Origin of the sequence: Pseudomonas sp. W3I7, assembly GCF_030816095.1 — a bacterium.
Lineage (GTDB): Bacteria > Pseudomonadota > Gammaproteobacteria > Pseudomonadales > Pseudomonadaceae > Aquipseudomonas > Aquipseudomonas salomonii.
Window position 1 is genome coordinate 4,439,648 of sequence record NZ_JAUSXP010000001.1, and the last position, 24,365, is coordinate 4,464,012.

Annotated in this window: 26 protein-coding genes; 15 read left to right on the forward strand and 11 right to left on the reverse strand. The window is 60.1% G+C overall.

Annotation, left to right across the window (positions count from 1 at the left end; all coding sequences use genetic code 11):
* Positions 1-59 precede the first annotated feature (59 nt).
* Complete coding sequence (locus QF043_RS20450; RefSeq protein WP_307419973.1) at positions 60-992, forward strand: proline iminopeptidase-family hydrolase; 933 nt, start codon at positions 60-62, stop codon at positions 990-992.
* A gap of 99 nt (positions 993-1,091) precedes the next feature.
* Here QF043_RS20450 and QF043_RS20455 read toward each other — a convergent pair whose 3' ends face one another.
* Positions 1,092-2,594: a nucleobase:cation symporter-2 family protein gene (locus QF043_RS20455; RefSeq protein ID WP_307419974.1), complete on the reverse strand. Its 1,503-nt coding sequence runs from the start codon at positions 2,592-2,594 to the stop codon at positions 1,092-1,094.
* Positions 2,595-2,752: 158 nt separating this feature from the next.
* Between QF043_RS20455 and QF043_RS20460 the strand changes: the two genes are divergently transcribed.
* Complete coding sequence (locus QF043_RS20460; RefSeq protein WP_307419975.1) at positions 2,753-3,586, forward strand: nucleoside-binding protein; 834 nt, start codon at positions 2,753-2,755, stop codon at positions 3,584-3,586.
* A 158-nt stretch (positions 3,587-3,744) separates the two neighbouring features.
* Here QF043_RS20460 and punC read toward each other — a convergent pair whose 3' ends face one another.
* Positions 3,745-4,929, reverse strand: a complete 1,185-nt coding sequence (gene punC, locus QF043_RS20465) for a purine nucleoside transporter PunC (protein ID WP_307419976.1) — start codon at positions 4,927-4,929, stop codon at positions 3,745-3,747.
* A gap of 122 nt (positions 4,930-5,051) precedes the next feature.
* Here punC and punR point away from each other — a divergent pair, with 122 nt between their 5' ends.
* The gene (gene punR / locus QF043_RS20470) at positions 5,052-5,966 is read left to right on the forward strand and encodes a DNA-binding transcriptional activator PunR (RefSeq protein ID WP_058422796.1); all 915 of its coding nucleotides are present in this window, start codon (positions 5,052-5,054) and stop codon (positions 5,964-5,966) included.
* Positions 5,967-6,085: 119 nt separating this feature from the next.
* On the opposite strand, the gene QF043_RS20475 is transcribed toward punR, so the two are convergent.
* Positions 6,086-7,255, reverse strand: coding sequence for an aspartate aminotransferase family protein (locus QF043_RS20475; RefSeq protein WP_307419977.1), 1,170 nt, complete (start codon positions 7,253-7,255; stop codon positions 6,086-6,088).
* A gap of 103 nt (positions 7,256-7,358) precedes the next feature.
* Between QF043_RS20475 and QF043_RS20480 the strand changes: the two genes are divergently transcribed.
* Positions 7,359-8,264, forward strand: coding sequence for a LysR family transcriptional regulator (locus QF043_RS20480; protein ID WP_307419978.1), 906 nt, complete (start codon positions 7,359-7,361; stop codon positions 8,262-8,264).
* Here QF043_RS20480 and QF043_RS20485 read toward each other — a convergent pair.
* Both QF043_RS20485 and fabV read right to left on the reverse strand, forming a co-directional pair.
* A complete protein-coding gene (locus QF043_RS20485; RefSeq protein ID WP_307419979.1) occupies positions 8,261-8,884 on the reverse strand; it encodes an HAD family phosphatase in 624 nt (207 codons plus the stop codon). The two genes, QF043_RS20480 and QF043_RS20485, sit on opposite strands and share 4 nt — an antisense overlap.
* A 226-nt stretch (positions 8,885-9,110) precedes the next feature.
* On the reverse strand, positions 9,111-10,316 hold the full coding sequence (gene fabV, locus QF043_RS20490) for an enoyl-ACP reductase FabV (protein ID WP_307419980.1): 1,206 nt from the start codon (positions 10,314-10,316) through the stop codon (positions 9,111-9,113).
* 275 nt (positions 10,317-10,591) lie between these two features.
* Here fabV and QF043_RS20495 point away from each other — a divergent pair, with 275 nt between their 5' ends.
* Together QF043_RS20495 and ppnN are read left to right on the forward strand one after the other, a co-directional pair.
* Positions 10,592-11,416, forward strand: coding sequence for an aspartyl/asparaginyl beta-hydroxylase domain-containing protein (locus QF043_RS20495; RefSeq protein ID WP_017137465.1), 825 nt, complete (start codon positions 10,592-10,594; stop codon positions 11,414-11,416).
* Between the two features lie 149 nt (positions 11,417-11,565).
* The gene (gene ppnN / locus QF043_RS20500) at positions 11,566-12,939 is read left to right on the forward strand and encodes a nucleotide 5'-monophosphate nucleosidase PpnN (protein WP_056857250.1); all 1,374 of its coding nucleotides are present in this window, start codon (positions 11,566-11,568) and stop codon (positions 12,937-12,939) included.
* Here the strand turns inward: ppnN and QF043_RS20505 are convergent, their stop codons facing one another.
* Positions 12,940-13,332: a RidA family protein gene (locus tag QF043_RS20505; RefSeq protein WP_307419981.1), complete on the reverse strand. Its 393-nt coding sequence runs from the start codon at positions 13,330-13,332 to the stop codon at positions 12,940-12,942.
* Positions 13,333-13,487: 155 nt separating this feature from the next.
* Here QF043_RS20505 and QF043_RS20510 point away from each other — a divergent pair, with 155 nt between their 5' ends.
* The 3 genes from QF043_RS20510 (at position 13,488) to QF043_RS20520 (ending at position 14,583) form a co-directional block, all read left to right on the forward strand.
* The gene (locus QF043_RS20510; protein WP_307419982.1) at positions 13,488-13,745 is read left to right on the forward strand and encodes an AbrB/MazE/SpoVT family DNA-binding domain-containing protein; all 258 of its coding nucleotides are present in this window, start codon (positions 13,488-13,490) and stop codon (positions 13,743-13,745) included.
* Entirely contained in the window at positions 13,742-14,137 is a 396-nt protein-coding gene (locus QF043_RS20515) for a PIN domain-containing protein (protein WP_056857253.1), read from the forward strand. Before QF043_RS20510 ends, QF043_RS20515 begins: the two co-directional genes overlap by 4 nt.
* A 101-nt stretch (positions 14,138-14,238) precedes the next feature.
* Positions 14,239-14,583, forward strand: a complete 345-nt coding sequence (locus tag QF043_RS20520) for a hypothetical protein (RefSeq protein WP_307421457.1) — start codon at positions 14,239-14,241, stop codon at positions 14,581-14,583.
* A 21-nt stretch (positions 14,584-14,604) separates the two neighbouring features.
* Here QF043_RS20520 and QF043_RS20525 read toward each other — a convergent pair whose 3' ends face one another.
* A complete protein-coding gene (locus QF043_RS20525; protein WP_219268022.1) occupies positions 14,605-14,934 on the reverse strand; it encodes a YXWGXW repeat-containing protein in 330 nt (109 codons plus the stop codon).
* 132 nt (positions 14,935-15,066) lie between these two features.
* A complete protein-coding gene (locus QF043_RS20530) occupies positions 15,067-15,966 on the reverse strand; it encodes a DMT family transporter (protein ID WP_307419985.1) in 900 nt (299 codons plus the stop codon).
* A gap of 97 nt (positions 15,967-16,063) precedes the next feature.
* On the opposite strand from QF043_RS20530, the gene QF043_RS20535 reads away from it, so the two are divergent.
* Positions 16,064-16,912 carry a LysR substrate-binding domain-containing protein gene (locus QF043_RS20535; protein ID WP_307419986.1) on the forward strand — a complete coding sequence of 283 codons (849 nt, stop codon included), beginning with the start codon at positions 16,064-16,066 and terminating at the stop codon, positions 16,910-16,912.
* Between the two features lie 10 nt (positions 16,913-16,922).
* Here the strand turns inward: QF043_RS20535 and QF043_RS20540 are convergent, their stop codons facing one another.
* Complete coding sequence (locus tag QF043_RS20540; protein WP_307419987.1) at positions 16,923-17,813, reverse strand: LysR family transcriptional regulator; 891 nt, start codon at positions 17,811-17,813, stop codon at positions 16,923-16,925.
* 99 nt (positions 17,814-17,912) lie between these two features.
* Between QF043_RS20540 and QF043_RS20545 the strand changes: the two genes are divergently transcribed.
* On the forward strand, positions 17,913-18,578 hold the full coding sequence (locus tag QF043_RS20545; RefSeq protein ID WP_307419989.1) for an NADPH-dependent F420 reductase: 666 nt from the start codon (positions 17,913-17,915) through the stop codon (positions 18,576-18,578).
* Between the two features lie 67 nt (positions 18,579-18,645).
* Here the strand turns inward: QF043_RS20545 and mqo are convergent, their stop codons facing one another.
* Complete coding sequence (gene mqo / locus QF043_RS20550; protein WP_138816174.1) at positions 18,646-20,301, reverse strand: malate dehydrogenase (quinone); 1,656 nt, start codon at positions 20,299-20,301, stop codon at positions 18,646-18,648.
* A 436-nt stretch (positions 20,302-20,737) separates the two neighbouring features.
* Here mqo and QF043_RS20555 point away from each other — a divergent pair, with 436 nt between their 5' ends.
* From QF043_RS20555 to QF043_RS20570, 4 genes are all read left to right on the forward strand, one after another.
* Positions 20,738-21,925 (forward strand): MFS transporter, encoded by a 1,188-nt coding sequence (locus QF043_RS20555; RefSeq protein ID WP_058422783.1) that lies wholly within the window; start codon positions 20,738-20,740, stop codon positions 21,923-21,925.
* Between the two features lie 154 nt (positions 21,926-22,079).
* On the forward strand, positions 22,080-22,415 hold the full coding sequence (locus QF043_RS20560) for a helix-turn-helix domain-containing protein (protein WP_305458632.1): 336 nt from the start codon (positions 22,080-22,082) through the stop codon (positions 22,413-22,415).
* 172 nt (positions 22,416-22,587) lie between these two features.
* Positions 22,588-23,499 (forward strand): hypothetical protein, encoded by a 912-nt coding sequence (locus QF043_RS20565; RefSeq protein WP_307419990.1) that lies wholly within the window; start codon positions 22,588-22,590, stop codon positions 23,497-23,499.
* Between the two features lie 58 nt (positions 23,500-23,557).
* Positions 23,558-23,995, forward strand: coding sequence for a hypothetical protein (locus tag QF043_RS20570; protein ID WP_305458630.1), 438 nt, complete (start codon positions 23,558-23,560; stop codon positions 23,993-23,995).
* Positions 23,996-24,114: 119 nt separating this feature from the next.
* Here the strand turns inward: QF043_RS20570 and QF043_RS20575 are convergent, their stop codons facing one another.
* Complete coding sequence (locus QF043_RS20575; protein ID WP_056857260.1) at positions 24,115-24,336, reverse strand: hypothetical protein; 222 nt, start codon at positions 24,334-24,336, stop codon at positions 24,115-24,117.
* Between the last annotated feature and the right edge of the window lie 29 nt (positions 24,337-24,365).

Sequence of the window (24,365 nt, forward strand, 5' to 3'; positions counted from 1 at the left end):
TTAAACGCCGCGTGCCGACTATCGTAGCCCTGATCCTTTTTTTCAGAGCAGGGTACGAAATGGAATTCATCGAAAAAGTCCGCGAAGGCTACGCGGCCTTCGGCGCCTACCAGACCTGGTACCGCGTCACCGGCGACCTGGGCACCGGCCGCACGCCCTTGGTGATCCTCCATGGCGGCCCCGGTTGCACCCATGACTATGTAGACGCGTTCAAGGACGTCGCCGCCAGCGGCCATGCGGTGATTCACTACGACCAGATCGGCAATGGCCGCTCCACGCACTTGCCGGACAAAGACCCGTCTTTCTGGACCATCGGCCTGTTCCTTGACGAACTGAACAACCTGCTGGACCACCTGCAAATCAGTGACAACTACGCGATCCTCGGTCAATCCTGGGGCGGCATGCTCGGCAGCGAACACGCGATTTTGCAACCCAAGGGCCTGCGTGCGTTTATCCCGGCCAACTCGCCCACCTGCATGCGCACCTGGGTCAGCGAAGCCAACCGCCTGCGCCAACTGTTGCCCGAAGGCGTGCACCAAACCCTGCTCAAACACGAACAGGCCGGCACTTACCAAGACCCGGAATACCTGGCGGCGGCGCGGATGTTTTATGACCAGCACGTGTGCCGAGTGAACCCGTGGCCGGAAGAAGTGGCCCGCACCTTTGCAGCGGTGGACGCCGACCCGACGGTGTACCACGCCATGAGCGGCCCGACCGAATTTCACATCATCGGCAGCTTGAAGGACTGGAGCGTGATGGGGCGCCTGTCGGCGATCAATGTGCCGACGCTGGTGATATCCGGGCGCCACGACGAGGCCACGCCCTTGGTGGTCAAGCCGTTCCTGGATGAAATCACCGACGTGCGCTGGGCGCTGTTTGAAGACTCCAGCCACATGCCCCACGTGGAAGAACGCCAGGCATGCATGGGCACGGTGGTGAAGTTTCTGGACGAGGCGTGTTCGCTGCCGCACCAAGCACTCAAGGCTGGCTGAGTTCAACTGTGGGAGCTGGCTTGCCTGCGATAGCGGTACATCAGTTACAGGTGCAGTGACTGGCTCGCCGCCATCGCAGGCAAGCCAGCTCCCACAGTTTTAGACTTCGGTGGTCTCAGGCTTTGCGGCCTTCCTCGGCACCTCAGCCACCACCGGAATCTCCTTCCCTTCAGCATCAAACAACTTACCGCCACTGAAGTAATCCCCATCGCGCAACGCCGCCACATCGTGGAAGCACAAACTGCGCTCGGTCCCGGCCACAAACACCGACTGCTGGTCCGAGTTACCGGCGGTGAAGTGGTTGAACGCCAGGTTGAGCAAAATCGCCATGATTGCCGACGAGCTGATGCCCGAATGGAAAATGGTCGCGAACCAGGTGGGGAAGTGATCGTAGAAGTTAGGCGCGGCAATCGGGATCATGCCGAAACCGATGCTCGTTGCCACGATAATCAGGTTCATGTTGTTGCGGTAATCCACCTTGGAGAGCGTGCGAATCCCACTGGCCGCCACGGTGCCGAATAACACGATACCGGCGCCGCCCAGCACCGAAGTCGGCACGGCCGCAATCACCCGCCCCATAAACGGCAACAAGCCCAACACCACCAGGAACACGCCGCCGGTGGCCACCACAAACCGGCTTTTCACGCCAGTGACCGCCACCAGGCCAACGTTCTGGGCAAAGGCGCTTTGGGTGAAGGAACCGAAGATCGGCGCAAACATGCTCGACAGCATGTCGGCACGCAGGCCATTACCCAGGCGCTTGGAGTCGACTTTGGTGTCGATGATCTCACCGACCGCGAGGATGTCCGCCGAGGTTTCCACCAACGTCACCATCACCACGATGCACATGGAAATAATCGCCGCCACATGGAAGGTCGGCATGCCGAAATGGAAAGGTGTGGGAAAGCCGAACATCGGCCCCTGGGCGACGCCGGAGAAATCCGCCATGCCGAGGAACACCGCGATCACGGTGCCAATCACCATGGCCAGCAGAATCGACAGGCGCGAGATGGTTGCGCTGCCGATCTTGCTCAGTAGCAACACCAGCACCAGGGTCAGTGCCGCCAGGCCGATGTTCGCCATGCTGCCAAAATCCGCCGCACGGCTATTGCCGCCCATGGCCCAGCGCGCCGCCACCGGCATCAGCGTCAGGCCGATGGTGGTGATCACGATGCCGGTGACCAGCGGCGGGAAAAACTGGGTGATCCGTGAGAACACCGGCGTGATCAATAAGCCGATAAACGACGCGGCCATCACCGCCCCGAGAATCGCCGGCACCCCGCCCGCACCATCACTGCCGACAATCGCCACCATGGTTGCCACACCGGCAAACGACACGCCCTGCACCAGCGGCAACTGGCAGCCAAAAAACGGCAGACCGAGGGTTTGCAGCAGCGTGGCCAGGCCACCGGCAAACAGCGAAGCGGCGATCAGCAGGCCGATATCCGCCGGCGACAACCCGGCCGCCTGGCCGACGATCAACGGTACGGAAACGATGCCGCCATACATGGTGAGCACATGCTGCAGGCCGTAAGCCATGTTGGCCGCGACGCCAAGATTCTCATCTTCTGGCCGCTGCGGTGACGCCTTCGGGATAGTCATGGTGAGGGGTTCTCTGTTTTTGTTGTGCGATCACTGTATGCAATATTTGGACTGGATGTCCATAGAGTTGTATACAATCAATCGAACAAGATACCCTCCATCGGCGTTACAAAAACAATCCGGCCGTCATGAGCCAGAACGCCAAAGGACCTAGAACAATGAAAAAGGCATTACAGGGCGCCACCGTTGCATTGACCCTTCTCGGCGGTGGGGAGGCCGTCGCGCTGGAATGGATGAACAACAGCGCAGGGTTTCGCTACGGTCAGCACTTCACCAACCCCAATAACCCCGACGACTTCAGCAAACGCATCTACAGCTTCACCCACGCCAGCGGCTACCAGTACGGCAGCAACTATCTGAACCTTGATGTGTTTTTGTCCGACAGCAGCGACCCACGCAAGGGCACCGACCATGGCGGCAGTGAGGTCTACGCCGTGTACCGGCACCAGCTGTACGCCTCACGGGTACTGGATGTGCCGTTGGGTACTGGGCTGATCAAGGATTACGCCTTGACCCTGGGCTTCGACGCCAACCGCAACAACAACTTCGCCTCAGCCAAAAAGCGCGCGCTGGTGATCGGCCCGACGTTGAAGTTCAACACCGTCGGCGTGCTGGATTTGAGCTTGATGTACTACAAGGAAAAGAACCACACCGGCATCCCCGGCGCGAAAGAGTCGAACCACACTTTCGACGACACCTACATGCTCAACCTGACCTGGATGCGCCCGTTCGACATCGCCAACCACGCGGCGAAGTTTCAGGGGTTTATCAATTACGTCGGGGAAAAGGGCAAGGATTATCACGGCCGCGACACCGCGCCGGAAACCCTGATGCGCACGGCGCTGATGGTGGCGGTGCGGCCGGGAAAAAGCGTGAAGCCGAACCTGTATCTGGGGGTGGGTTACGAGTACTGGCATAACAAGTTCGGGGTGGATGGAGGCATGGGCACCCGGACCTCCACGCCTACGCTGAATATGGAAGTGACGTTCTAACTGAAGAAACCCAATCAACTGTGGGAGCGGGCATGTGTGGGAGCTGGCTTGCCTGCGATGCAGACAACTCGGTACATCAGGTGTACCCAGTTGATGCCATCGCAGGCAAGCCAGCTCCCACACAAGCCCGCTCCCACATTTTTTATCGTATTTCAGCTTTAAGCGTTTGCGAGTTCCGACTTTTCGGCTTTCGGCCGCGCCAGCCAGTAACCCAGCACTGCCAGCGGCGCAGTCGCCAGCATCACGATCACGGTGATCAACAGCGGCTGGTCGATCATCGACGACACCAGCAGGCTGCTCAGAAAACAAAGACCCAATTGCAGGGTGTTCTGCAGCGCCGCCGCCTTGCCGGAATTTTCCGCAAAGGGCATCAGCGCATTCGCCACCACGATCGGGTAACTCGCGCCGTTGACCAACGCCATCAGGCAGAACGGAATCAACAAGGTGGTCAGGGTCGGCACCGTCAAGGTCGCAACCAGGTACAACGCGACCATGCTGACGCAATAAGCCACCAGCAACCACGGCAGCAGGGTTTTGCCCTGGTAATGCTGCAAGGCGCTGCGACAGCTGTAACCGCCGACCAGAAAGGACAAGGTCGGCAACACGTAACTCAAGCCGATGTCATTCGGGCTGTAACCCATGTCGCCAAGGATGAACGGCGACGCGGTGAGCCAGGCGAAGAAGCTGGCCGAACAGGCGGCGAAGATCATCACATTGCCGGTAAACACGCGGGAGGTCAGCAACTGCCCATAGCCAAGGCGCGAAGGTTCGCCCTTCTCGGCCAGACGTTTCGGCATTTTGCGCAGGAACAACGTCGGCAACAGCAACAGCACTGACACAACCAGCAACACCGCGAAAATCGCCTGCCAGCCAAAGTGGTTCAGCACCATCGCGCCCAACAGCGGCGCCAACGCCGGTGACAGCGACATCAGCGGCATGATGCTGGCGAACACGCGGTGGGCCTTGTCGGCCGGGTAACGGTCAATCACCAGCGCCTGCCAACTCACGGCGGCGGAACACACGCCAATCGCCTGGATAAAGCGCAACGCCAACAACTGCGGCGCCGTCTCGACCCAAAACATCCCGGCGCAGCCGAGCACAAACAGGCTCAGGCCGGCGAGCAGCACCGGCTTGCGCCCCAGGCGATCGGACAACGGCCCCCACAGCAACTGCCCGAGCGCAAAGCCCGCGAGGAAAATACTCAAACTGGCGCCGACTGCGCCCGCACTGATCTGCAACTGCTCGCCCATGGCGCCAAACGCCGGCAAGTACATGTCCATGGCCAGATAACCGAGCATGCTCAGCCCCGCCAGATACCAGGTGAAACCAAAAGAATTTTTCATTGAAGCCTTGTAAGTGCTGCCATCAAACTATTTGCTGACTGACGCCCATTATGAAGCTGACAGGCTGTGTGTGAAGCGATAATAATTGGACACTTGAATCAAATATTTTGAAGGCGGCCGCTATGTGGTCCGAATACTCACTGGATGTGGTCGATGCCGTGGCACGCCATGGCAGCTTCAGCGCCGCCGCCCAGGAATTGCACCGCGTGCCGTCAGCCATCAGCTATACGGTGCGCCAGCTGGAGGAATGGCTGGCGGTGCCGCTGTTTGTGCGCCGCCACCGCGATGTGGAGCTGACCCCTGCCGGCCGTCTGTTTATAGACGAAGCGCGCGGGGTGATGAAAAAAATGCTTGGCACCCGGCGTTTGTGCCAGCAGGTGGCGAATGGCTGGAGTGGCCAGTTGAAGGTCGCGGTGGACTCCATCGTCAAACCCCAGCGCTGCCGGCAACTGGTACTGGATTTTTATCGGCAGTTCCCCGAGGTGGAATTGCTGCTTGAGTACGAGGTGTACAACGGCGTGTGGGACGCCCTGGCCGATGAGCGCACCGACATTGTGATCGGCGCCACCAGCGCGGTGCCAGTGGCCAGCCGCTTCACGTTTCGGGACATGGGCCTGCTCAACTGGCTGTGTGTGGTCAGCGCCCAGCACCCGCTGGCGAGTGTCAGCGGCTTGCTCAGTGACGACCAACTGCGCCCGTTCGCCTCCTTGTGCATGACCGACACCTCGCGCAACCTGCCCAAGCGTGACACCTGGACCCTGGATAACCAGCGCCGTTTGGTCGTGCCCAACTGGGCCTCGGCACTCGATTGCCTGCGTGATGGGCTGTGCGTGGGCATGGCGCCGGCTCATCAGGTATTGCCGTGGGTCGAGCGTGGCGAGCTGGTGGCGCTGCAACTGAGCCGACCGTTTCCAGCCAGCCCGTCGTGTGTGGCGTGGGCGCAGGATAAATTGTCGCCGGCGATGAGTTGGTTGTTGGAGTACCTGGGCGATACCGAGACCCTGAACCAGGAATGGCTGAATGGCCCGGATCTCTGAATATCACGCCGATCCAATGTGGGAGCTGGCTTGCCTGCGATAGCGGACTGTCTGTACCAACTACAGTGGCTGACACACCGCTATCGCAGGCAAGCCAGCTCCCACAGTTTGATCCGGTTTCAGTCCAGAAGACGGGTGATCGCCCGCACGATCATCTCAACCTCTTTGCCATCCAGCGTCAGCGGCGGCAACAGGCGGATGATCTTGCCCCGCGTCACATTGATCAGCAGCCCCTGCTCCTGGGCGGCACGCTGGGCCAGGTCACGGTAAGGCCTGGCCAGCTCGATGCCGACCATCAAGCCTTGCCCGCGAATCGCCAGCACCTGCGGGTGCTCGCTCAACTCCACCCGCAACCGCGCCAGCAGGCGCTCGCCCTGCAGCGCGGCGTTGTGCAGCAAGCCTTGTTCTTCAATGATGTCCAACACCGTGCAACCCACGCGACAAGCCAGCGGGTTACCGCCGAACGTGCTGCCATGGCTGCCTGGCGTGAACAACTGGGCCACGGCGTCCCGGGCCAGGCACGCACCGATGGGCACGCCGTTGCCGAGGCCTTTGGCCAGGGTTATCACGTCGGGCACGATGCCTTCATGCTGGAACGCAAACCAGGCGCCGGTGCGGCCGATACCGGTCTGAATTTCATCGAGCATCATCAACCAGCCGTGGCGCGTGCAGTGGTCGCGCAGCGCCTTGAGGTAACCGGGCGGCGCGGGCAGCACGCCGCTTTCACCCTGGATCGGCTCGAGCAAGACCGCCGCGATGCGCGTGCCGAATTGTTCGGTAATGGCCGCCAATGCGGCCAAGTCGCCAAAGCGCACCTTGAGAAAATCCCCCGGCAGGCGCTGGAAACCCAGGCGCACCGACGGCCCGTCACTGGCGGCCATGGTGCCGAGGGTGCGCCCGTGAAATGCGTTTTCCATCACCACCACCAGCGGCGCTTCGATGCCTTTTTTCCAACCATGCAGCCGCGCCAGTTTCAGCGCGGTCTCGTTGGCTTCAGCGCCGGAGTTATTGAAAAACGCACGGTCCAGGCCGGATAACTGCGCCAACCGCTCGGCCAGGCGCCGCTGCCAGTCGATGCTGTAGAGGTTCGACGTGTGCAGCAACAGGCCCGCCTGCTCGCTGATCGCCGTCACCAATTTGGGGTGGGAGTGCCCGACATTGGTTACCGCCACGCCGGCCACGGCGTCGAGGTATTCACGGCCCTGCTGGTCCCACAGGCGCGTGCCCAGGCCACGGGTAAAGCTCAGGGCCATGGGTTGATAGGTGGTCATCAGGCAGGCGGCGTTCATGGTGGCAGGCTCCAGTGCATCGTTGTGATGCTGCCAGTATCGTTAGCCACCTGAGCTGGATAAACTGCGCTTTCCTGCAATGACTTTAAACCAGGGCTTGATAATGGATCTGTTCCAGTCGATGTCGGTGTACGTGAAAGTGGTCGAAGCCGGCAGCATGACCGCCGCCGCGCAGGAATGCGGGCTGTCGACCACCATGGTCGGTAACCACTTGCGCGCGCTGGAGCAACGGCTGGGGGTCAGCTTGCTGAAGCGCACCACGCGCAAACAGAGCCTCACCGAATTTGGCGGGCAGTATTACCAGCGATGCCTGGAGGTGCTGGGGCTGGTGGCCGACTCTGAACTATTGGCGGAGCAAATCCACAGCGAAACGCCCAAAGGCAGCCTGCGCATCACCGCGCCACCGGTGTTCGGCACCGAACGCCTCACACCGGCCTTGAGCGAATTTGCCCAGCGCTACCCGCAAATCAATCTGTATGTCGAACTCAGCAATGAGCGCATGGACCTGGTCGACAGCGGCTTCGACGTTGCGATCCGCCTGGGCGAACTGGAAACCTCAAGCCTGATCGCCCGGCCCATGCAGGCCTACACCCTGACACTCTGCGCGTCACCGGCGTACCTGGCGCGACGTGGCATTCCACAAACGCCCGACGACTTGCGCCAGCACGACTGCCTGGCGTTTGCCTACCCGGCGAACGACAACTGGCGCGACACCAGCAAACTGTGGCGCATGACCGGCGATGCAGGCGAAGTGGAGGTGCCGGTGGACGGAGCATTGACCATCAACAGCTCCCAAGGCTTGCGCCAGGCGGCCGTGAACGGCATGGGCATCATCATGCTGGCCGATGCCCTGGTGCAACCGGACCTGGAGAGCGGCAAGCTGGTGGCGTTGCTGACCACCTATCAACTGCCCAGCCGCCCCATGCACTTGCTCTACCGACAGGACCGCTACCGCCTGCCCAAACTGCGCGCCTTTGTGGATTTCGCCATGGAAAAGTGGGCGCGCTAAAAGCTCACGCCCAACTCGCGCAAACGCGCCGCAGTGCGTTCGGCCGACACATGGTGAATGCCCTGCCAGCCGAGGGCTTCAGCGGCCTCGATATTGCCGGCAACGTCGTCGATAAACACCACTTCACTGGCCTGGATATCCGGTAAGTGAGCGCGCACCTGGGCAAGGCTCGCGTGATAAATCGCGGGATCGGGCTTGATCAACTTCACCTCGCCGGACACGACGATATCGCGCAAGTGCTGCAGGAACGGATAGTTTGCCCGTGCGTAAGGGAAGGTTTCCGCCGACCAGTTGGTGAGCCCGAACAGCGGCATATCGGCCTTGTGCAGCGCCTCAAGAATCGCCACGCCTTCAGGCAGCGTGCCACGCAGCATTTCGTGCCAGCGGTCGTAATAGGCCTGGATCAAGGGTTCGTGCTGCGGGTGTTGCTCGATAAGGTGGCGGGTGCCTTCGGCGAGGCTGCGGCCGGCGTCCTGTTCGGTGTTCCAGGCTTGGGTGCAGATGGTGTCGAGAAAGTGTTGCCGCTCGGCGTCGTCGGCAATCAGCTGGCGGTAAAGGTGCTGCGGGTTCCAATCGAAGAGGACACCGCCAAAATCAAAAACTACTGCACGAATCGTCATCAGATCCTCCGTTAGCGTGGCTTGATAGCCGAGGGAGTCTGGCAGATTGTGAAGGCGGGTGGGAGCGCGAGGGAATGTAGGAGGGTTCTGAATTAACCCAAGGCAAATGTGGGAGCTGGCTTGCCTGCGATAGCATCGCCTCGGTGTAACTGATATACCGAGCTGACTGTATCGCAGGCAAGCCAGCTCCCACACAAGCCAGGCTCCCACATTTTTTTGACCGTGTTTAGGCGTGGATCAGGCCCTTGATCTTCACAGTCGGGTTCACATCCGCTTCATAGTCCACGCCATCGATTTCAAACCCGAACAAGCGCAGGAATTCCGCCTTGTAGCCGGCGAAATCGCTGATCTCGTTGACGTTGTCGTCGGTCACCTGGTTCCACAATGCAGCCACGGCGTCCTGAACCTTCGGCTCCAGCTCAGCCAGGTCGGCGCGCAGGCGGCCGTCGGCGTCCAGCTTCGGCTCGCTGCCGTACAGGCTGTCTTTGAACAGGCCGTAAACCTGCTCGATGCAACCTTCGTGGGTGCCCTGCTCTTTCATCACTTTAAACAGCAGCGACAGGTACAGCGGCATGATCGGGATGGCCGAGCTTGCCTGGGTAACCACGGCCTTGAGCACCGACACACGGGCGTCGCCCTTCAGCGCAGCGAGGTTGTCGCGCAAGGTCAGGACTTTTTTGTCGAGGTCTTTCTTGGCTTCGCCGATGGAGCCGTTCCAGTAGATGTCCTGGGTCAGCTTCTCGCCGAGGTAGGTGAACGCGGTGGTTTTGGCGCCTTCGGCCAACACATCGGCGTCACGCAGGGCGTCGATCCACAGCTGCCAGTCTTCGCCGCCCATGACTTTCACGGTGCCGTCGATTTCTTCCTGGGTTGCAGGCTCAAGGGTGGTGTCGACTACCACGCCTTTGTCGGTGTTGATACCGCGCAGGGTCACGGCCTTGCCGATCGGCTTGAGGGTGGAGGTGTGCACCACGCCTTGCGGGTCGGTACGGCGCGGCGCGGCCAGGCTGTAAACCACCAGGTCGATCTTGCCCAGGTCTTTCTTGATGGTTTCGATGGTCAGGCGCTTGATCTCGTCAGAGAACGCGTCGCCGTTGATGCTCTTGGCATACAGGCCTTTTTCCACGGCAAACTTCTCGAACGCCGCGCTGTTGTACCAGCCGGCGGAGCTCAGCTTGCCTTCTTCGCCTTCTTTCTCAAAAAACACGCCCAGGGTGTCGGCGCCGCAGCCAAACGCAGCACTGATGCGCGCGGCCAGGCCATAACCGGTGGAAGCGCCGAGGACCAGCACCTTCTTTGGGCCGCCTTTGATGGCGCCGCTTTTGGATACGCTGCTGGTTACGTAGTCGATCTGCTCTCGGACGTTCGCTTCACAGCCAACAGGGTGAGCGGTCACACAGATAAAGCCACGAACCCGCGGTTTGATGATCATAAAATTTCTGCCTCTTCCAAGGGGTCGACGGCCAGTGGTGGCCATTCAACTTCAATCGTACCGGTCTATGACGCGCGAAAAACCGAAGCGTCACGATAGACGTAAATCTTCTGTTTACAAAATCCAATCGGCAAAACCGTGGGCGCACCGCACCGCCTGGTTAAAAACTGTGTCCTGCTTTCACAAATTCGCAATATTTAAAACGCCCGGCACCTTGATAACCCACTATCATGGCGGGATTGTTTCGCTTTGTTTCAGGTCCGGAGCCTCGCTTCATGAGTAAAAGTGCTGTGCAAAAAAAATTGGTCTCAGTCGCCTGGGTGCTCGGCGTACTGCTGTTCATCTATTGCTTCCCACGTACCAGCCTGGTGTTTCTGCTGCTGGTGCTGTTCTGCGGCATTTATGACTTCCTGCGCAACGGCCTGTACGACCGCGACACCATCAAGAAATACTTCGTCGGCAACGGCCGCAACACCTGGATATTGGCGCCGTTCAATACCCTGTTCGACCTGTTGAGCCTGCGCAACCGCCACGTCTACACCATGCGTGACCTGCCGCCGGCCTGGCGCGAAGACCTGCAACAAGTCATCGACGACGCCATGGCCAACAAGGACGAAATCATCAGCTACCTGGACGAGCGCATGGCCGAGAAAAAGCGCGGCATGTTGTTCTTCCAATGGTACGGCCGCCCGATCGAAACCACCCTGGACATCCCGCAACTGCGCAAGAAACTGCCGTTTGTGAAGACCATCGGCGTGTCGGTGTTCAACGAAAACCGCTCCACGTCCTTCCACTTCGGCCCGCTGCGCATGATGTTCCGCGTGCTCTACAACATGGCGCCGGCGCCGCATCACGACGGTGTCTACATCCAGGTCGGCAAGCACAAGCACTACTGGCACGATGACCCGCTGTTCATCTTCGATGACACGCTGATGCATGCCTCCTTCAACAAAAACGACGCAAAGCGTTACTGCCTGTTCATTGACATCGTGCGGCCGACCTTGCTGCCCTCGGTGCTGAATGCCGTGATTTCGGGTTTTGCCGGGCTGGTGTTTACCCTGCGTCGGGTTTTCTACAAAAACTGGAAGCTGATTCAGTAAGTTCTGCGGCATGATGGTGTTGACGGTGTTTGCGCCCTGCCCTTGTGGCGGCCAAACTAACTGTCTAGTGCGACCGAGTTCGGCGCTCACCATTCTCCAGCCATCGCCGCCCCTGGCGGCTGCGATGGCTGTGCTTTCAAGGAATCAGAATGCCCCAACGTCAAGTCATCAATGCCTCCGTCAGCCCCAAGGGTAGCCTCGAAACCCTGTCCCAACGTGAAGTCCAGCAACTGAGTGAAGCCGGTACCGGCAGCATCTACACGTTGTTCCGCCAGTGCGCCCTGGCCATCCTCAACACCGGCGCGCATATCGACAACGCCAAGACCATCCTCGACGCCTACAAAGACTTTGAAGTGCGTATCCACCAGCAAGACCGTGGCGTGCGCCTGGAACTGTTGAATGCGCCGGCCGATGCCTTCGTCGATGGCGAAATGATCGCCAGCACCCGCGAAATGCTCTTCAGCGCCCTGCGCGATATCGTCTACACCGAGAACGAGCTGGACAGCCAGCGCATCGACCTGAGCAACTCCCAGGGCATCACCGACTACGTGTTCCACCTGCTGCGCAACGCCCGTACCTTGCGCCCAGGTGTCGAGCCGAAAATCGTAGTGTGCTGGGGCGGGCACTCGATCAATACCGAAGAATACAAATACACCAAGAAGGTCGGCCACGAACTGGGCCTGCGCAGCCTCGACGTGTGCACCGGCTGCGGCCCCGGCGTGATGAAAGGCCCGATGAAAGGCGCAACCATTTCCCACGCCAAGCAACGCATTACCAACGGCCGTTACCTGGGCCTGACCGAGCCGGGCATCATCGCCGCCGAAGCGCCAAACCCTATCGTTAACGAGCTGGTGATTCTGCCGGACATCGAAAAACGCCTGGAAGCCTTTGTGCGCGTGGGCCACGGCATCATCATCTTCCCGGGCGGCGCCGGCACGGCCGAAGAGTTCCTGTACCTGCTGGGCATCCTGATGCATCCGGACAACCGCGACGTGCCGTTCCCGGTCATCCTCACCGGGCCGAAACAGGCCGCGCCGTACCTGCAACAGCTGCACGCGTTTGTGGGCGCCACCCTTGGCGAAGCGGCCCAGGCGCACTACCAGATCATCATCGACGACCCGGCCGAAGTGGCGCGCCAGATGACCGCCGGGCTCAAGGCCGTGAAGCAGTTCCGTCGTGAGCGCAACGACGCGTTCCACTTCAACTGGCTGCTGAAGATCGACGAAGGCTTCCAGCGCCCGTTCGACCCCACCCACGAAAACATGGCCAGCCTGCAACTGAGCCACGCGCTGCCGCCCCATGAACTGGCGGCCAACCTGCGCCGTGCGTTCTCGGGGATCGTGGCCGGTAACGTCAAGGACAAGGGCATTCGCCTGATCGAGCAGCACGGCCCGTATGAGATCCACGGCGACCCGGCGATCATGAAGCCGTTGGACGAGCTGTTGCAGGCGTTTGTCGCCCAGCACCGCATGAAGTTGCCGGGCGGCGCCGCCTATGTGCCGTGCTATCGCGTGGTGCAGTAACTAGCGCTGCACCGCCACACATTTGATTTCCACCAATAGGCCGGGGTGTGCCAGTTCGGACACCCCGATCGTGGTCCAGGCGCAATGCCCGCGTGGGAACAGGCGGTTTTTCACCTCACGGAAAACCGCCATGTGCTGGCTCATGTTTACGTGATAGGTGGTCATGTCCACCACGTCATCGAAGCTGCAACCGCCCTCCTCCAAGACGTGCCGCAGGTTTCCCCAGGCCGCGATGAATTGCGCCTCGGGATCTTCGATCACAGCCAATTGCGGCGTGCGACCGACCTGGCCTGCGCAGTAAAGAGTGTTGCCAACTTTTACCGCCGGCACGTAGCCGGCACGTTCGACAATGGGTTGCATGGCGGCGGGAATAATGAGCTGACGTTCGGTCATAGCTTGTATCTCTTTGGGTCGCAGGCGGGCGTGTGAGCGCGCAACGTTCGAGCTAGGGTTTTACCTGTTCCCACTCACTCACACCAGTCGAGCCCCCTATGGACCAACGGATCTTGTCCTTCATCAATCCTTACCTTAGTGTAAGGAATATCACGATGGAGATCTTCGCTATGGCCACCGCCACACTCACCTCAAAAGGGCAAATCACTATCCCCGTGCAAGTGCGCACCGCGCTTGGCCTGGAAACAGGCGACCGGGTTGAATTTGTCGAAACGGAAGACGGCAAGTTTTCCATTATCGCCGCGAGCAAAACCGTGCACGACCTCAAGGGGCTGATCCGCAAGCCCGCACAGGCCGTATCGATCGAAGACATGAACCGCGCCATCGCCGCGCAAGGAGCAAACGCCGGATGATCGGGCTCGATACCAATGTGCTGGTGCGCTACGTCACCCAGGATGACCCCGTGCAATCCCCCAAGGCCTCGGCGCTGATCGAGTCGCTCACCAGCGTGTCGCCGGGCTTTGTCAGCCTGGTGTCGGTGGTGGAATTGGTCTGGGTGCTGCAAAGCTGCTATCAATCGGCCAAAAGCGACGTGGTGACCGTGCTGGAAACGCTGCTGCGCACCCGTGAACTGACCGTCGAGCACGCCGAGATTATCTGGCAGGCACTGCGCCGGTTCACGGCCGGCAAAGCCGATTTCGCCGACTACCTGATCGAACGCTGCGCCCATGCAGCCGGCTGTGAATACACCGCCACCTTTGACCTTGATGCGGCAAAAGCCACGGGAATGAAGCGCTTGGCTTGAACCGCAGCATTGCGACGAATGCCGGGCTTTGGTAAAAAACGCCACTGCCCTTGATCAAGAGTACTCACCACGTGCGCACGTTGCTGCTTGTTGCCATGGCCATGGCGCCCACCCTCGCTTTGGCCGACACCATCACCTGGCCCGACCTGCCGACAACCTGCTTCGTCAGCGGCCGCTCCGCGACCAGCGTGGACATCGACAGCGGCTGCGCGGCGTTTACGCTGAATGTGCAAGGCCAGCCGGCGGGTTCACCGATCAACGTGGATGTGCCGCAGTACGCCCTGCATGTGGATGAAGCCACCGGCAAGGAAACACCGGTGATCATCATCCAGGCCGAAGAACAAGGCGCGACCCAGATAGTCGGCTATCAGGAACTGGGCAGCGATCAACTCGGTGCCGCGTTGCTGCGTGAGGTCAAGCTATTAGGCACCCAAAAGCCGAGCTAGCCGTTTTGTCAGGTGCCAGGTTCAGCGCACCCAGCCACCGCCCTGCCAGTGGTAACCGTCATTGCGCTGCACCCAGTGCGGATGCACGTAACGATAACCTTCGCGTACCTGCTCCCAATGGCCGTGCACCGCTACATAGCGCCCGCCTTCCCAGCGCCAGTAACCGCGTGACCACACATAGCCATAGCGTGCCGGCGGCTCGACTTCGATCACCTGCACCGGCGGCGGCTGTGGCGCCACCACCTCGACATACTCACGTTGCACCGGCCCGCGCTCATGCACCACGCGCTCTTGTACACACCCGGACGCCGCGACGACAAACGCCGCCAATGCCGCATAACGTAGCAACATACAAAAATCCTCGGGCGTTAACGCCCAACACCTGCACCGATAAAAAATGCCCCCTTGTTTCAGCCGCGCTCCTGCTTAGGCCTGGGTTCTTTGTAACAGGTGGTGTCTGTCAGCTTGCTGAACCCGCAGGCCTCACGAGGCACACGCGACGGCCGGTCGTTTCAAGCGCACCAATAGCAACCCAGCAACCACCACAGCCATGCCGGCGTAGGTCGACCCGGCGATCACATCGCCAAACATCAGCGCCGCCCACACCAAAGTCACTGGCGGCTCCAGATAGACCAGCGCCGCAACATGGGTCGCCGTCATGACCCGCAACAACATCCACAAGCTCAAGTAGGCGACGAATGTGGAGAACAGCGTCAGCCAGACAATCGAGATCAACACGTCAGGGTCACGGGGAATACTCAGCGTGTCGGTGTAGAGCACCGCAGCGGTAAAGCCGACCAGGGTCAGCAGCGACTGGATGAACAGTGGCAACACCAAGCCTGCGCCCTGGCGTTGTACGGTGCGGCGCTCATACAAGGTCGCCAGCGTCAGCCCCAACGCCGAGGCCAGTGGCAACAGGTACATGACCAGGCCAACGCTTTGACCACCGCTGCCGTATTGCCCGGCAATCACGATCGACACCCCGGCAAAGCTGATCATCAGCCCGACCCACTGCCAGCCGCCGCTGCGCTCCACCGCGCTGCCGGTCGAGAGTGCCGCCGTCATCAACGGCTGCAGCGCTGCGATGATGGCAGCAATGCCGGGCGGCAAGCCGTTTTGGATCGCCACATAGAGGCAACTCAGGTACAGGAACTGCGACAGAAAGCCGATGACAGCGTAATGGCGGATCTGAGCCCATGAAACCGTCAGCAACCTCACGTTCAAAAACAACCCCAGGCACACCGAGACCAACAGGAAGCGCCAGAACAGCAGGTTGAACGCCCCGCCGCCTTGAGTACCTAACTTGGCGCCGATATAGCCGGAGCTCCACGAGAGCACAAACGCCGCCTGCAACAGCAGCCGCTTTAAGGTTGATCGCGTCATGAAGCCTCCCATCAGTGCACGTTGACTGAAGGCTAAGGGCCGCGCATGCTTCTGTATATTTGAATTACCTGGATTACTAATCCGCAATAGTGGAATCATGGCCAAACAACTGAACATCGACCTGCTGCGCACCTTCCACGCCGTGGCCCGCTTTCGACGCTTCAATGAGGCGGCCGAGCATGTGCACCGCAGCGCGTCGACCGTGACCACACAGATTCAAAAGCTCGAAGACCAAATCGGCCAGCGCCTGTTCACCCGCAGCAACCAAGGCGTCGAGCTGACCCTGTACGGCAAGAAGCTCCTGGGCGAAACCACCGAGTTTCTCAAGAGCCACGACCGCCTGCTGATCGCGCTGATGCCGCAACGCATGCAGGGCAAGATCCGCCTGGGCATTCCCGACACCTATGCACCGGCGTTCATGCAGGCGTTCCTGCCCCGCTTGATCGCCGACAACCCGCTGCTGGAGCTGGAAGTCGAAGCGCGCACCAGCGGCGAACTGCTGACTATGTTTATGGCCAACCAGCTCGACCTGGCCATCACCGTCAGCGCACAACCGCTGGCCCAGGGCGAACGCCTGGGGCCGGTGCAGCCGCTGTGGGTGGCGGCCGAGGGCTTCAGTTGCGCGCCGAATGCAGCGCTGCCGATCACCGTGCCGGTGGCCGGCTGCCCGTACCGTGCGGCGGCGTTGCAGGCGCTGAAGGATCACGGGATTTACCACCGGGTATTGCTGGAGAGCCCCAACTCCACGGCGGTCGAGGCCTGCATTCGCAGCGGCGTGGCGGTGGGGTTGATCGAGAAAAGCCGCATGGGCAGCGGGCTGACGCAAAAGATTGCAGGGTTCGAGTTACCCCCACTGCCGGTGCATCATCTGTACCTGCTGTGCGATAGCAGCAATGCACTGGCCCTGCATCTGTATGCGCAGGTTAAACAGGGCTTCCACATTTGAGCCCTCACGTTTAGCCGAAGCGCGCCAGCACCGCCTCGATAAACCGCCGCAACTTGGCGGTGCGCTGTCGGTTGGCGGTGTAGACCAAGTGCATGGGGCGGCTGGGCGCCTCAAATGCCGGCAGTACCCGCACCAACTCGCCCCGGGCCAAGGCCGGGCGCAGGAAGTCTTCGGCGCCCAGCACGATGCCGAAGCCATCCAGTGCCGCCGACATCAACGCCCTGCTTTCGTTGATCTGAAGGCGGCTGGCGACCTGCACCGTGTAGGGCGTCGCGCCTTGGTGGAAGACCCATTCCCGGTCCGCCGGGCGTGACCAAAAGGCGTAGCCCAGGCATTCATGGTGCGCAAGGTCCGCCGGGCACTGTGGCGTCCCCCGCGCCGCCAGGTAAGCAGGCGCTGCGCACACCACCAGGCGATAAGGCGCCAGCGGCCGCGCGGTCAAACCGGTGGTGGCCAGGGGGCCGATGCGGAACGCCGCCTCATAGCCCTCCTCCACCAGGTCGACAAAACGGTCCGTGAGGTGCAGGTCAATTTCCACGTCCGGGTTATCGCGCAAAAACGCGGTAATCAGCGGCATCAGGCTGTAGGAACCGAAGGTGACCGGGGCGGTGACTCTCAGCTTGCCGCGCGGCGTGTCATTCATGATCTGCGCCAGCGAATCGGCCGCCTCCGCTTCGGTCAGGATATGTTTGCAGCGTTCGTAGTATGCGTGCCCCAACTCCGTCAGGCTTTGCCGACGCGTGGTGCGGTTGAGCAAGCGCGCGCCGAGGCGTTGCTCCAGGGCGGTAACATGCTTGGCGACCATTTGCGCGGACATGTTCAAGCGCTCCGCGGCACGGGCGTAGGAGCCCAACTCAGCGGCCATCACAAAGGCATTCATGCTTGAAAGACGGTCCATCATTCCCCACTCCCAGTAACAACACCCGCGTCGAAACGCTCATTTATCGCCAGCCAGTTGCCAATCATCATAACCGCTCGATGACTGACGAGGAGCAAGACCATGAAGATCGGCGTGATTGGAGCAGGTTTTATCGGGCGCGCCGTGGCCCAACTGGCCCTGACGGCCGGGCACGCGGTGATGCTGAGCAACTCCCGTGGCCCGCAGACCATGAGCAGCGTGCGCAGCGGCATCCCCGGCGTGCAAGTGGGCAGCGCGCAGGAAGCCGCGCAGTTTGGCGACGTAGTGCTGGTGGCGATTCCCCTCGAACACTACCGCAGCGTGCCCGCGCAGTGGCTGGAAGGCAAAACGGTGCTGGACGCCAACAATTACTACCCTGAGCGCGATGGGCATATCGCGGTGCTGGACCGTTTTGAAACCACCACCAGCCGCCTGTTGGCCGAGCATTTTGCCGGCTCAAAGGTGGTCAAAGTGTTTAATGCGATCTTTGCCTCAGACATCAACCGCGATGCCCGCCCCCATGGCGCGCCTGGCCGCCGCGCCCTGCCGGTGGCCGCCGATGATGCGACGGCGAAGGCGCACGTGATTGCGCTGCTCGACGGGCTGGGTTTCGACGCCGTGGACGCGGGAACGCTGGATGACAGCTGGCGCTTTGAGCGGGCCAAGCCTGCGTACTGCGTGCCGCTGGATAAAGCCGGTTTAAAGGCCGCATTGGCCGCCGCCGAGCGCACGGTGGAACTGCCGCCCGCCGAACGCTCCCACACCTGAACACACGCCCACAAAAAAGCCCGCTGACCGTTACCGGTTCAGCGGGCTTTTTAACATCAGGCTTGGCTTACAGCGCCAGGTCAGACGCCGGCTTGCTCGGCTCAGCCGCAGGCTTGGCAGCCTCGGTGGCTTCGGTTGCCTTTGGAGCGTTCAGCTGCGGAATGGCAGGCGGTGGGGTCAGTTGCAGGACGCCGGCCGTGTAGGCCCACTCCTTCGCAACAGCCTCAGGGCTGTCATTCAGCTTGGTGCCGTAGCTCGGTACGATCTGGTGCAGTTTGGCTTGCCACTCAGGGGTCGCGACCTTGTCCTTGAACACTTTTTGCAGCACGGTCAGCATGATCGGAGCCGCGGTGGACGCGCCTGGCGATGCACCCAACAGGCCGGCGATGGTGTTATCGGCGGAGCTGACCACTTCGGTGCCGAGTTTCAGGACGCCGCCCTGCTCTTCGTCACGCTTGATGATCTGCACGCGCTGGCCGGCTTGCCACAGGCGCCAGTCGGACTGCTTGGCGTTCGGGAAGTACTCTTGCAGCGCCTTGAAGCGGTCGTCATCAGACAGCATCAGTTGGCCAGCGAGGTACTCAACCAGTGGGTATTCACGAATACCGACTTTGGTCATTGGCCAGATGTTGTGGGTGGTGGTGCTGGTCAGCAGGTCCAGGTACGAGCCTTCTTTGAGGAACTTGGTCGAGAAGGTTGCGAATGGGCCAAACAGAATCACGCGCTTGCCATCCAGCACGCGGGTGTCCAGGTGCGGAACCGACATCGGTGGCGCGCCAACCGAAGCCTTACCGTAGGCCTTGGCCATGTGCTGCTCGGCGATGGCCGGGTTATCGGTCACCAGGAACGAACCGCCAACCGGGAAGCCGGCGTATTCCTTGGCTTCAGGAATGCCCGACTTTTGCAGCAGGTGCAGTGCACCGCCGCCCGCGCCGATGAACACGAACTTGGCGTCGGTTTCGGTCTTGGTGCCGTCTTTCAGGTTTTTGTAGCTCACACGCCACGAACCGTCGGCGTTCTTGGTGATGTCCTGCACTTCGCTCGACAGTTTGAGATCAAACTTCGGCGTGGTTTGCAGGTGCGCGACGAACTGGCGGGTGATCTCGCCGAAGTTCACGTCGGTGCCGATCGGGGTCCAGGTGGCGGCGATCTTCTGCTTCGGATCACGGCCTTCCATCATCAATGGAACCCATTTGGCGATCTGCGCCGGGTCTTCGGAGTACTGCATACCGGCGAACAGCGGGCTGGCTTGCAGGGCTTCGTAGCGCTTTTTCAGGAACTTGATGTTGTCATCGCCCCACACAAAGCTCATGTGCGGTGTGGAGTTGATGAACGAACGCGGGTTCTTCAACACGCCCTGCTGCACCTGCCAGGACCAGAACTGACGGGAAATCTGGAACGCTTCGTTGATCTCGACCGCTTTCGGGATCTCAACGGTGCCGTCCTTGTTTTCCGGGGTGTAGTTCAGCTCGGCCAGGGCCGAGTGACCGGTACCGGCGTTGTTCCAGCCGTTGGAGCTTTCTTCGGCCACGCCATCAAGACGCTCGACCATCTCCATCGACCAGTCCGGCTGCAGCTCGTTGAGCCACACACCCAGGGTCGCACTCATGATGCCGCCGCCGATCAGCAGCACATCGACTTTCTTTGCCTCTTCCGCGTGAACGGACGTGATCCCCATCGACAAAGCCAGCCCCAGCAGGGCAGTGTTTACTTTCTTAAACATCAGTAGCACCTATGATAAAACGCCATCCGCCCTACCGCCCCTGACTTTGCAGACCGTAGGGTGGGCACACAAGGCCGACGTAGCGACCTCACTGTTTTTGTCCCTTCTGCGCTGACTTCTTATCATTATTGGCTTCAGCTACCTGGGCGACAGCCAACCGCCGGGACGTATACGGGTGTACGCACCGGGGAAAGACTAGACCAAGACGGCGCGCAGAATATCACGCTGAACCGCATTTATGCGCCGTTTGGCCAATTGACAGCGCTAAATCGCGGCTTTTAACCCCCAGGTGTCAAGCGTCGCAGCCGCGACCTGGGGTCACAGGGTGTTTAATCAAACTGAACGCTCGCGCAAAACGCTGTTCTAGACACTTTCGTGGCAGCTTGCGTAGCATCGGCCACTGTCCTTCGTGCACTTTTTTCCTACAGAGTTACCCATGACTACCCAGCAAACACCCGGGCACGTACTGCCCGCGCGCAGCGCCGCCAAAATGGAAGCGGCCATGGCCGTGGGCGCCTTCGCGATCGGCACCGGCGAATTCGCCATCATGGGCCTGATGCCCGACATCGCCCAGAACCTGGGCTTGAGCGAACCCCAAGTCGGCCACGCCATCAGCGCCTACGCCCTCGGCGTGATGGTCGGCGCGCCACTGCTGGCGATCCTCGGCGCCAAACTGCTGCGCAAACACATGCTGCTGTTGCTGATGGGCCTGTATGCCTTGGGCAACCTCGCCACCGCCTTCACCCCGACCTTCGGCTCGCTGGTGGCCTTCCGCTTTATCAGCGGCCTGCCCCACGGCGCCTACTTCGGCATCGCCGCCGTCGTCGCCTCCAGCATGGTGCCCAACGACAAACGCGCCGGCGCCGTGGCCCGCGTGATGATGGGCCTCACCCTCGCCATGTTGCTCGGCAACCCCATCGCCACCTTCCTCGGCCAACACCTGGGCTGGCGCTCGGCGTTCGCGCTGGTCAGCGCCATCGCCCTGTGCACCATCGCCCTCGTCTGGCAATTCGTCCCCGACCGCCACGACGAACCGCGCAGCGACCCGCGCAAAGAACTGCGCGCCTTCACCAAACCCCAAGTGTGGATGGCCCTGTCCATCGGCGCGATTGGCTTTGCCGGCATGTTCTGCGTGTTCAGCTACCTCGCCCCGACCATGCTTGAAGTGACCAAAGTCTCGCCCCAATGGATCCCCTTCGGCCTCGCCGCCTTTGGCGTCGGCGGCATCATCGGCAACATCGCCGGCGGCAAACTGTTCGACCGCCTGCAATTTCGCGCCGTGGGCTGGATCATGGTGTGGTCGATGGCCGTGCTGATCTTCTTCACCTTCGCCGCCAGCTCGCTGTGGAGCGTACTGCTGGGCATCGGCCTGGTCGGCACCATGATTGCCATGGCCGCGCCGCTGCAAATCCGCCTGATGGACATCGCCCACGAAGCCCCGAGCCTCGCGGCAGCGTCCAACCACGCAGCGTTCAACCTGGCAAACGCGCTGGGCCCATGGTTAGGCGGAATGGCAATTACAGCGGGATATGGCTGGACCAGCACCGGCTACATCGGCGCCGCCACCGCACTGGTCGGCCTGGGCATCTACCTCATCGCCCGCCGCATGAAAGGTGGACATTAAGTCGCAAGGAAAGAACGCAGGCCCTGACTGATTTGGCTGCGTTCTTACACATTCAGCGTCCAGACAAGTGTTCTCCAAATGGCATATCCCTGGAACGCCTAACGTTGCACTGCATACAGTCAGTTATCCAACTTTCCAAGCATGGAGTGACTTTATGCAATCAACACTTGGAGTACGAATCTGTGAGGCAATGGAGCGCAGAAACCTGTCCAAACTTTACGCCGTCGCAGTCGCGCTGGACGTCACAGAAAGTGCCGTATCTCGCTGGAGAAAGAACGGCAAGATAACCGTCGGAAACATTATCGCGCTCTCTGAGTTGCTGGATGTTTCCGCCGACTGGCTGCTGTTAGGCCGCGGCACGATGGATATGCACCATACCCTCAAAGGCGCCCCTGGCCAACACGCACGTAAATTCCTGTCCACCCTTCCTGACGACGCCATTGAGCACTTGGAAAAATTCCTCGCGGCGATCAATTCACCCTGCATTTGAGCGCTGCGCAAGTCATTACCCAAAACCTTGCACGCTGCTCAACTTGAATGCGTTGAGCTATGCCCAGTTCAAGATCATGTTCTAGCTGTCAACTTTCTTGATGCGCACAAGGAAACGGAAAGAGCAGTAGCGCACAAGAAAGTCCGACTTCATCCAACACTTGGAGCTAGACATGGGACAGTCAAATACGATCGAAGAGCAACAAAAGCTCAACACCAAATTCCAGGCTTACGTGGATCAAATGCGCGAGGATCTTGATAAAAGCCTGGCCACACAAACCACCCGACTGAATGAAAAAATCAAAGAGCATTACAGTAAGTACAATGACGACTCATCCATGATATCAAGCAGTTACCAGCACCTGACGACCGTCAGCGAGTGGTCGCTGGCCTCAATCAATGTGATGATCGACGCGTGCCGCAAGGCAATATTTGGCGAAAAGTTGCCCGACAATGCGAAGAAAGACACACCCACTGCTGAAGTCACTGAGGCGATTGAGGCGATGACAAACCTGGACCTGTTGATCGCTAACGCAGCGTTTGACGTCATTCAGGGGCTGCTGACCAGCGCAGGCTCAAAAACTGAAACCGGCATTACCGTAAAAACCGATAAAAAGCCGCTGGCACCCGGCATGACGTTGTTCATTACGGTGATGGAGAACTCTTATCACCGCAAAGACTTTTTGAACGACGAATCGATTGTCCAGACGCTGTTCTTATTCGACGTACGCTTCTCCATCAAAGAGGGCAAGGCGGTTACCAAGTTGAACGACTTGCTGGCGTACGAAAATCAGAAACAGTCCATGCGCAATCAATTAAAGCAAATCGACAAAGTGGTCAGCAAACTCGACCCCACTGTCGACGGCTATCTGGCCACGCTCGCCAAGTACACAGGTATCAGCGATGTTCTGAATACACGCCTGGAGGCCATCGGCAAAAAGCTGAAAGCCATCGGCGCCCCTGCTAACGGCGCTGTAAATGATGCCACGCCAGCGCTCACGGCAGAGTCAGATAACTTCGACGGTGGCGCGATCGTAAAACGTGTAAAGAAAGTTTTCACTGCAGCACTGGCGAACAGTGCTTGAGTCGTTCAGCCCTGAAGGATTTAACGCCATTCAAGCTCAGATTAATAAGGAATAAATCATGACTATTGTCTTTGAAATGAGTACCGATGCAGACATCCTCGCCACTCCTCTGAATGTCGACTGGCCTGCTGTGACTGCACGTCATCACTGGGCAGCGGTGCGCAACACGAACCTGAACATTGCCGGCGGCGCGGTCATTGTCGTCATTGCACACGGCACTAACGAGCATATCGGCGATGAGGGCCCGACGCTTTCCATTGAAGCGCCTGCCTTCCTGGCGACAGTACAGGGCAATATGCAAGCTGGGCAAGCACCGGGCGCCGTTTACATCTCAACCTGCGGCGAAGACATCGCCGGCTTCGCCGCAGCCGTGCGCCTGTGCGCCGAAGCCAACAAAGTGTGGGCCAACACAGCGATCTATGGCCATCACTCCGGCATCAACGGCCCGGTCCCTTCTCCAAATCCCAAGAATGTGAATTGGGTTCGAATTTACTGAGGAGGTAAAATTAACGGCAAGTTAAATACGCCAGCTGCGTAGAAACGGGCAGTGACGTAACTGGCGTTCTTTTAGCGCAACACCCAACTCGCACTATCGCCCCCCCTGCACATCACGGTTCAATCGTCGTGCAACAACCCCGACCCATACTCCCCATAACTACTCCCCAACCCACTCCCGCCAAAATTCATCTTGGCCGCCTTGCTCGGGCTATGGTCCCCAAACGCCTGGCATCCGCCAGTAAAACAAGGGTCACCACTCCCGCCCGACGACCCCGTCGAACAAGCGCCCAACAGCAACGTGCCAGCAATCAACGCGACTTTAACCAGGTTCGAGATCATGTTTTCAGTTCCCTGTGGGCTGGAGGCGC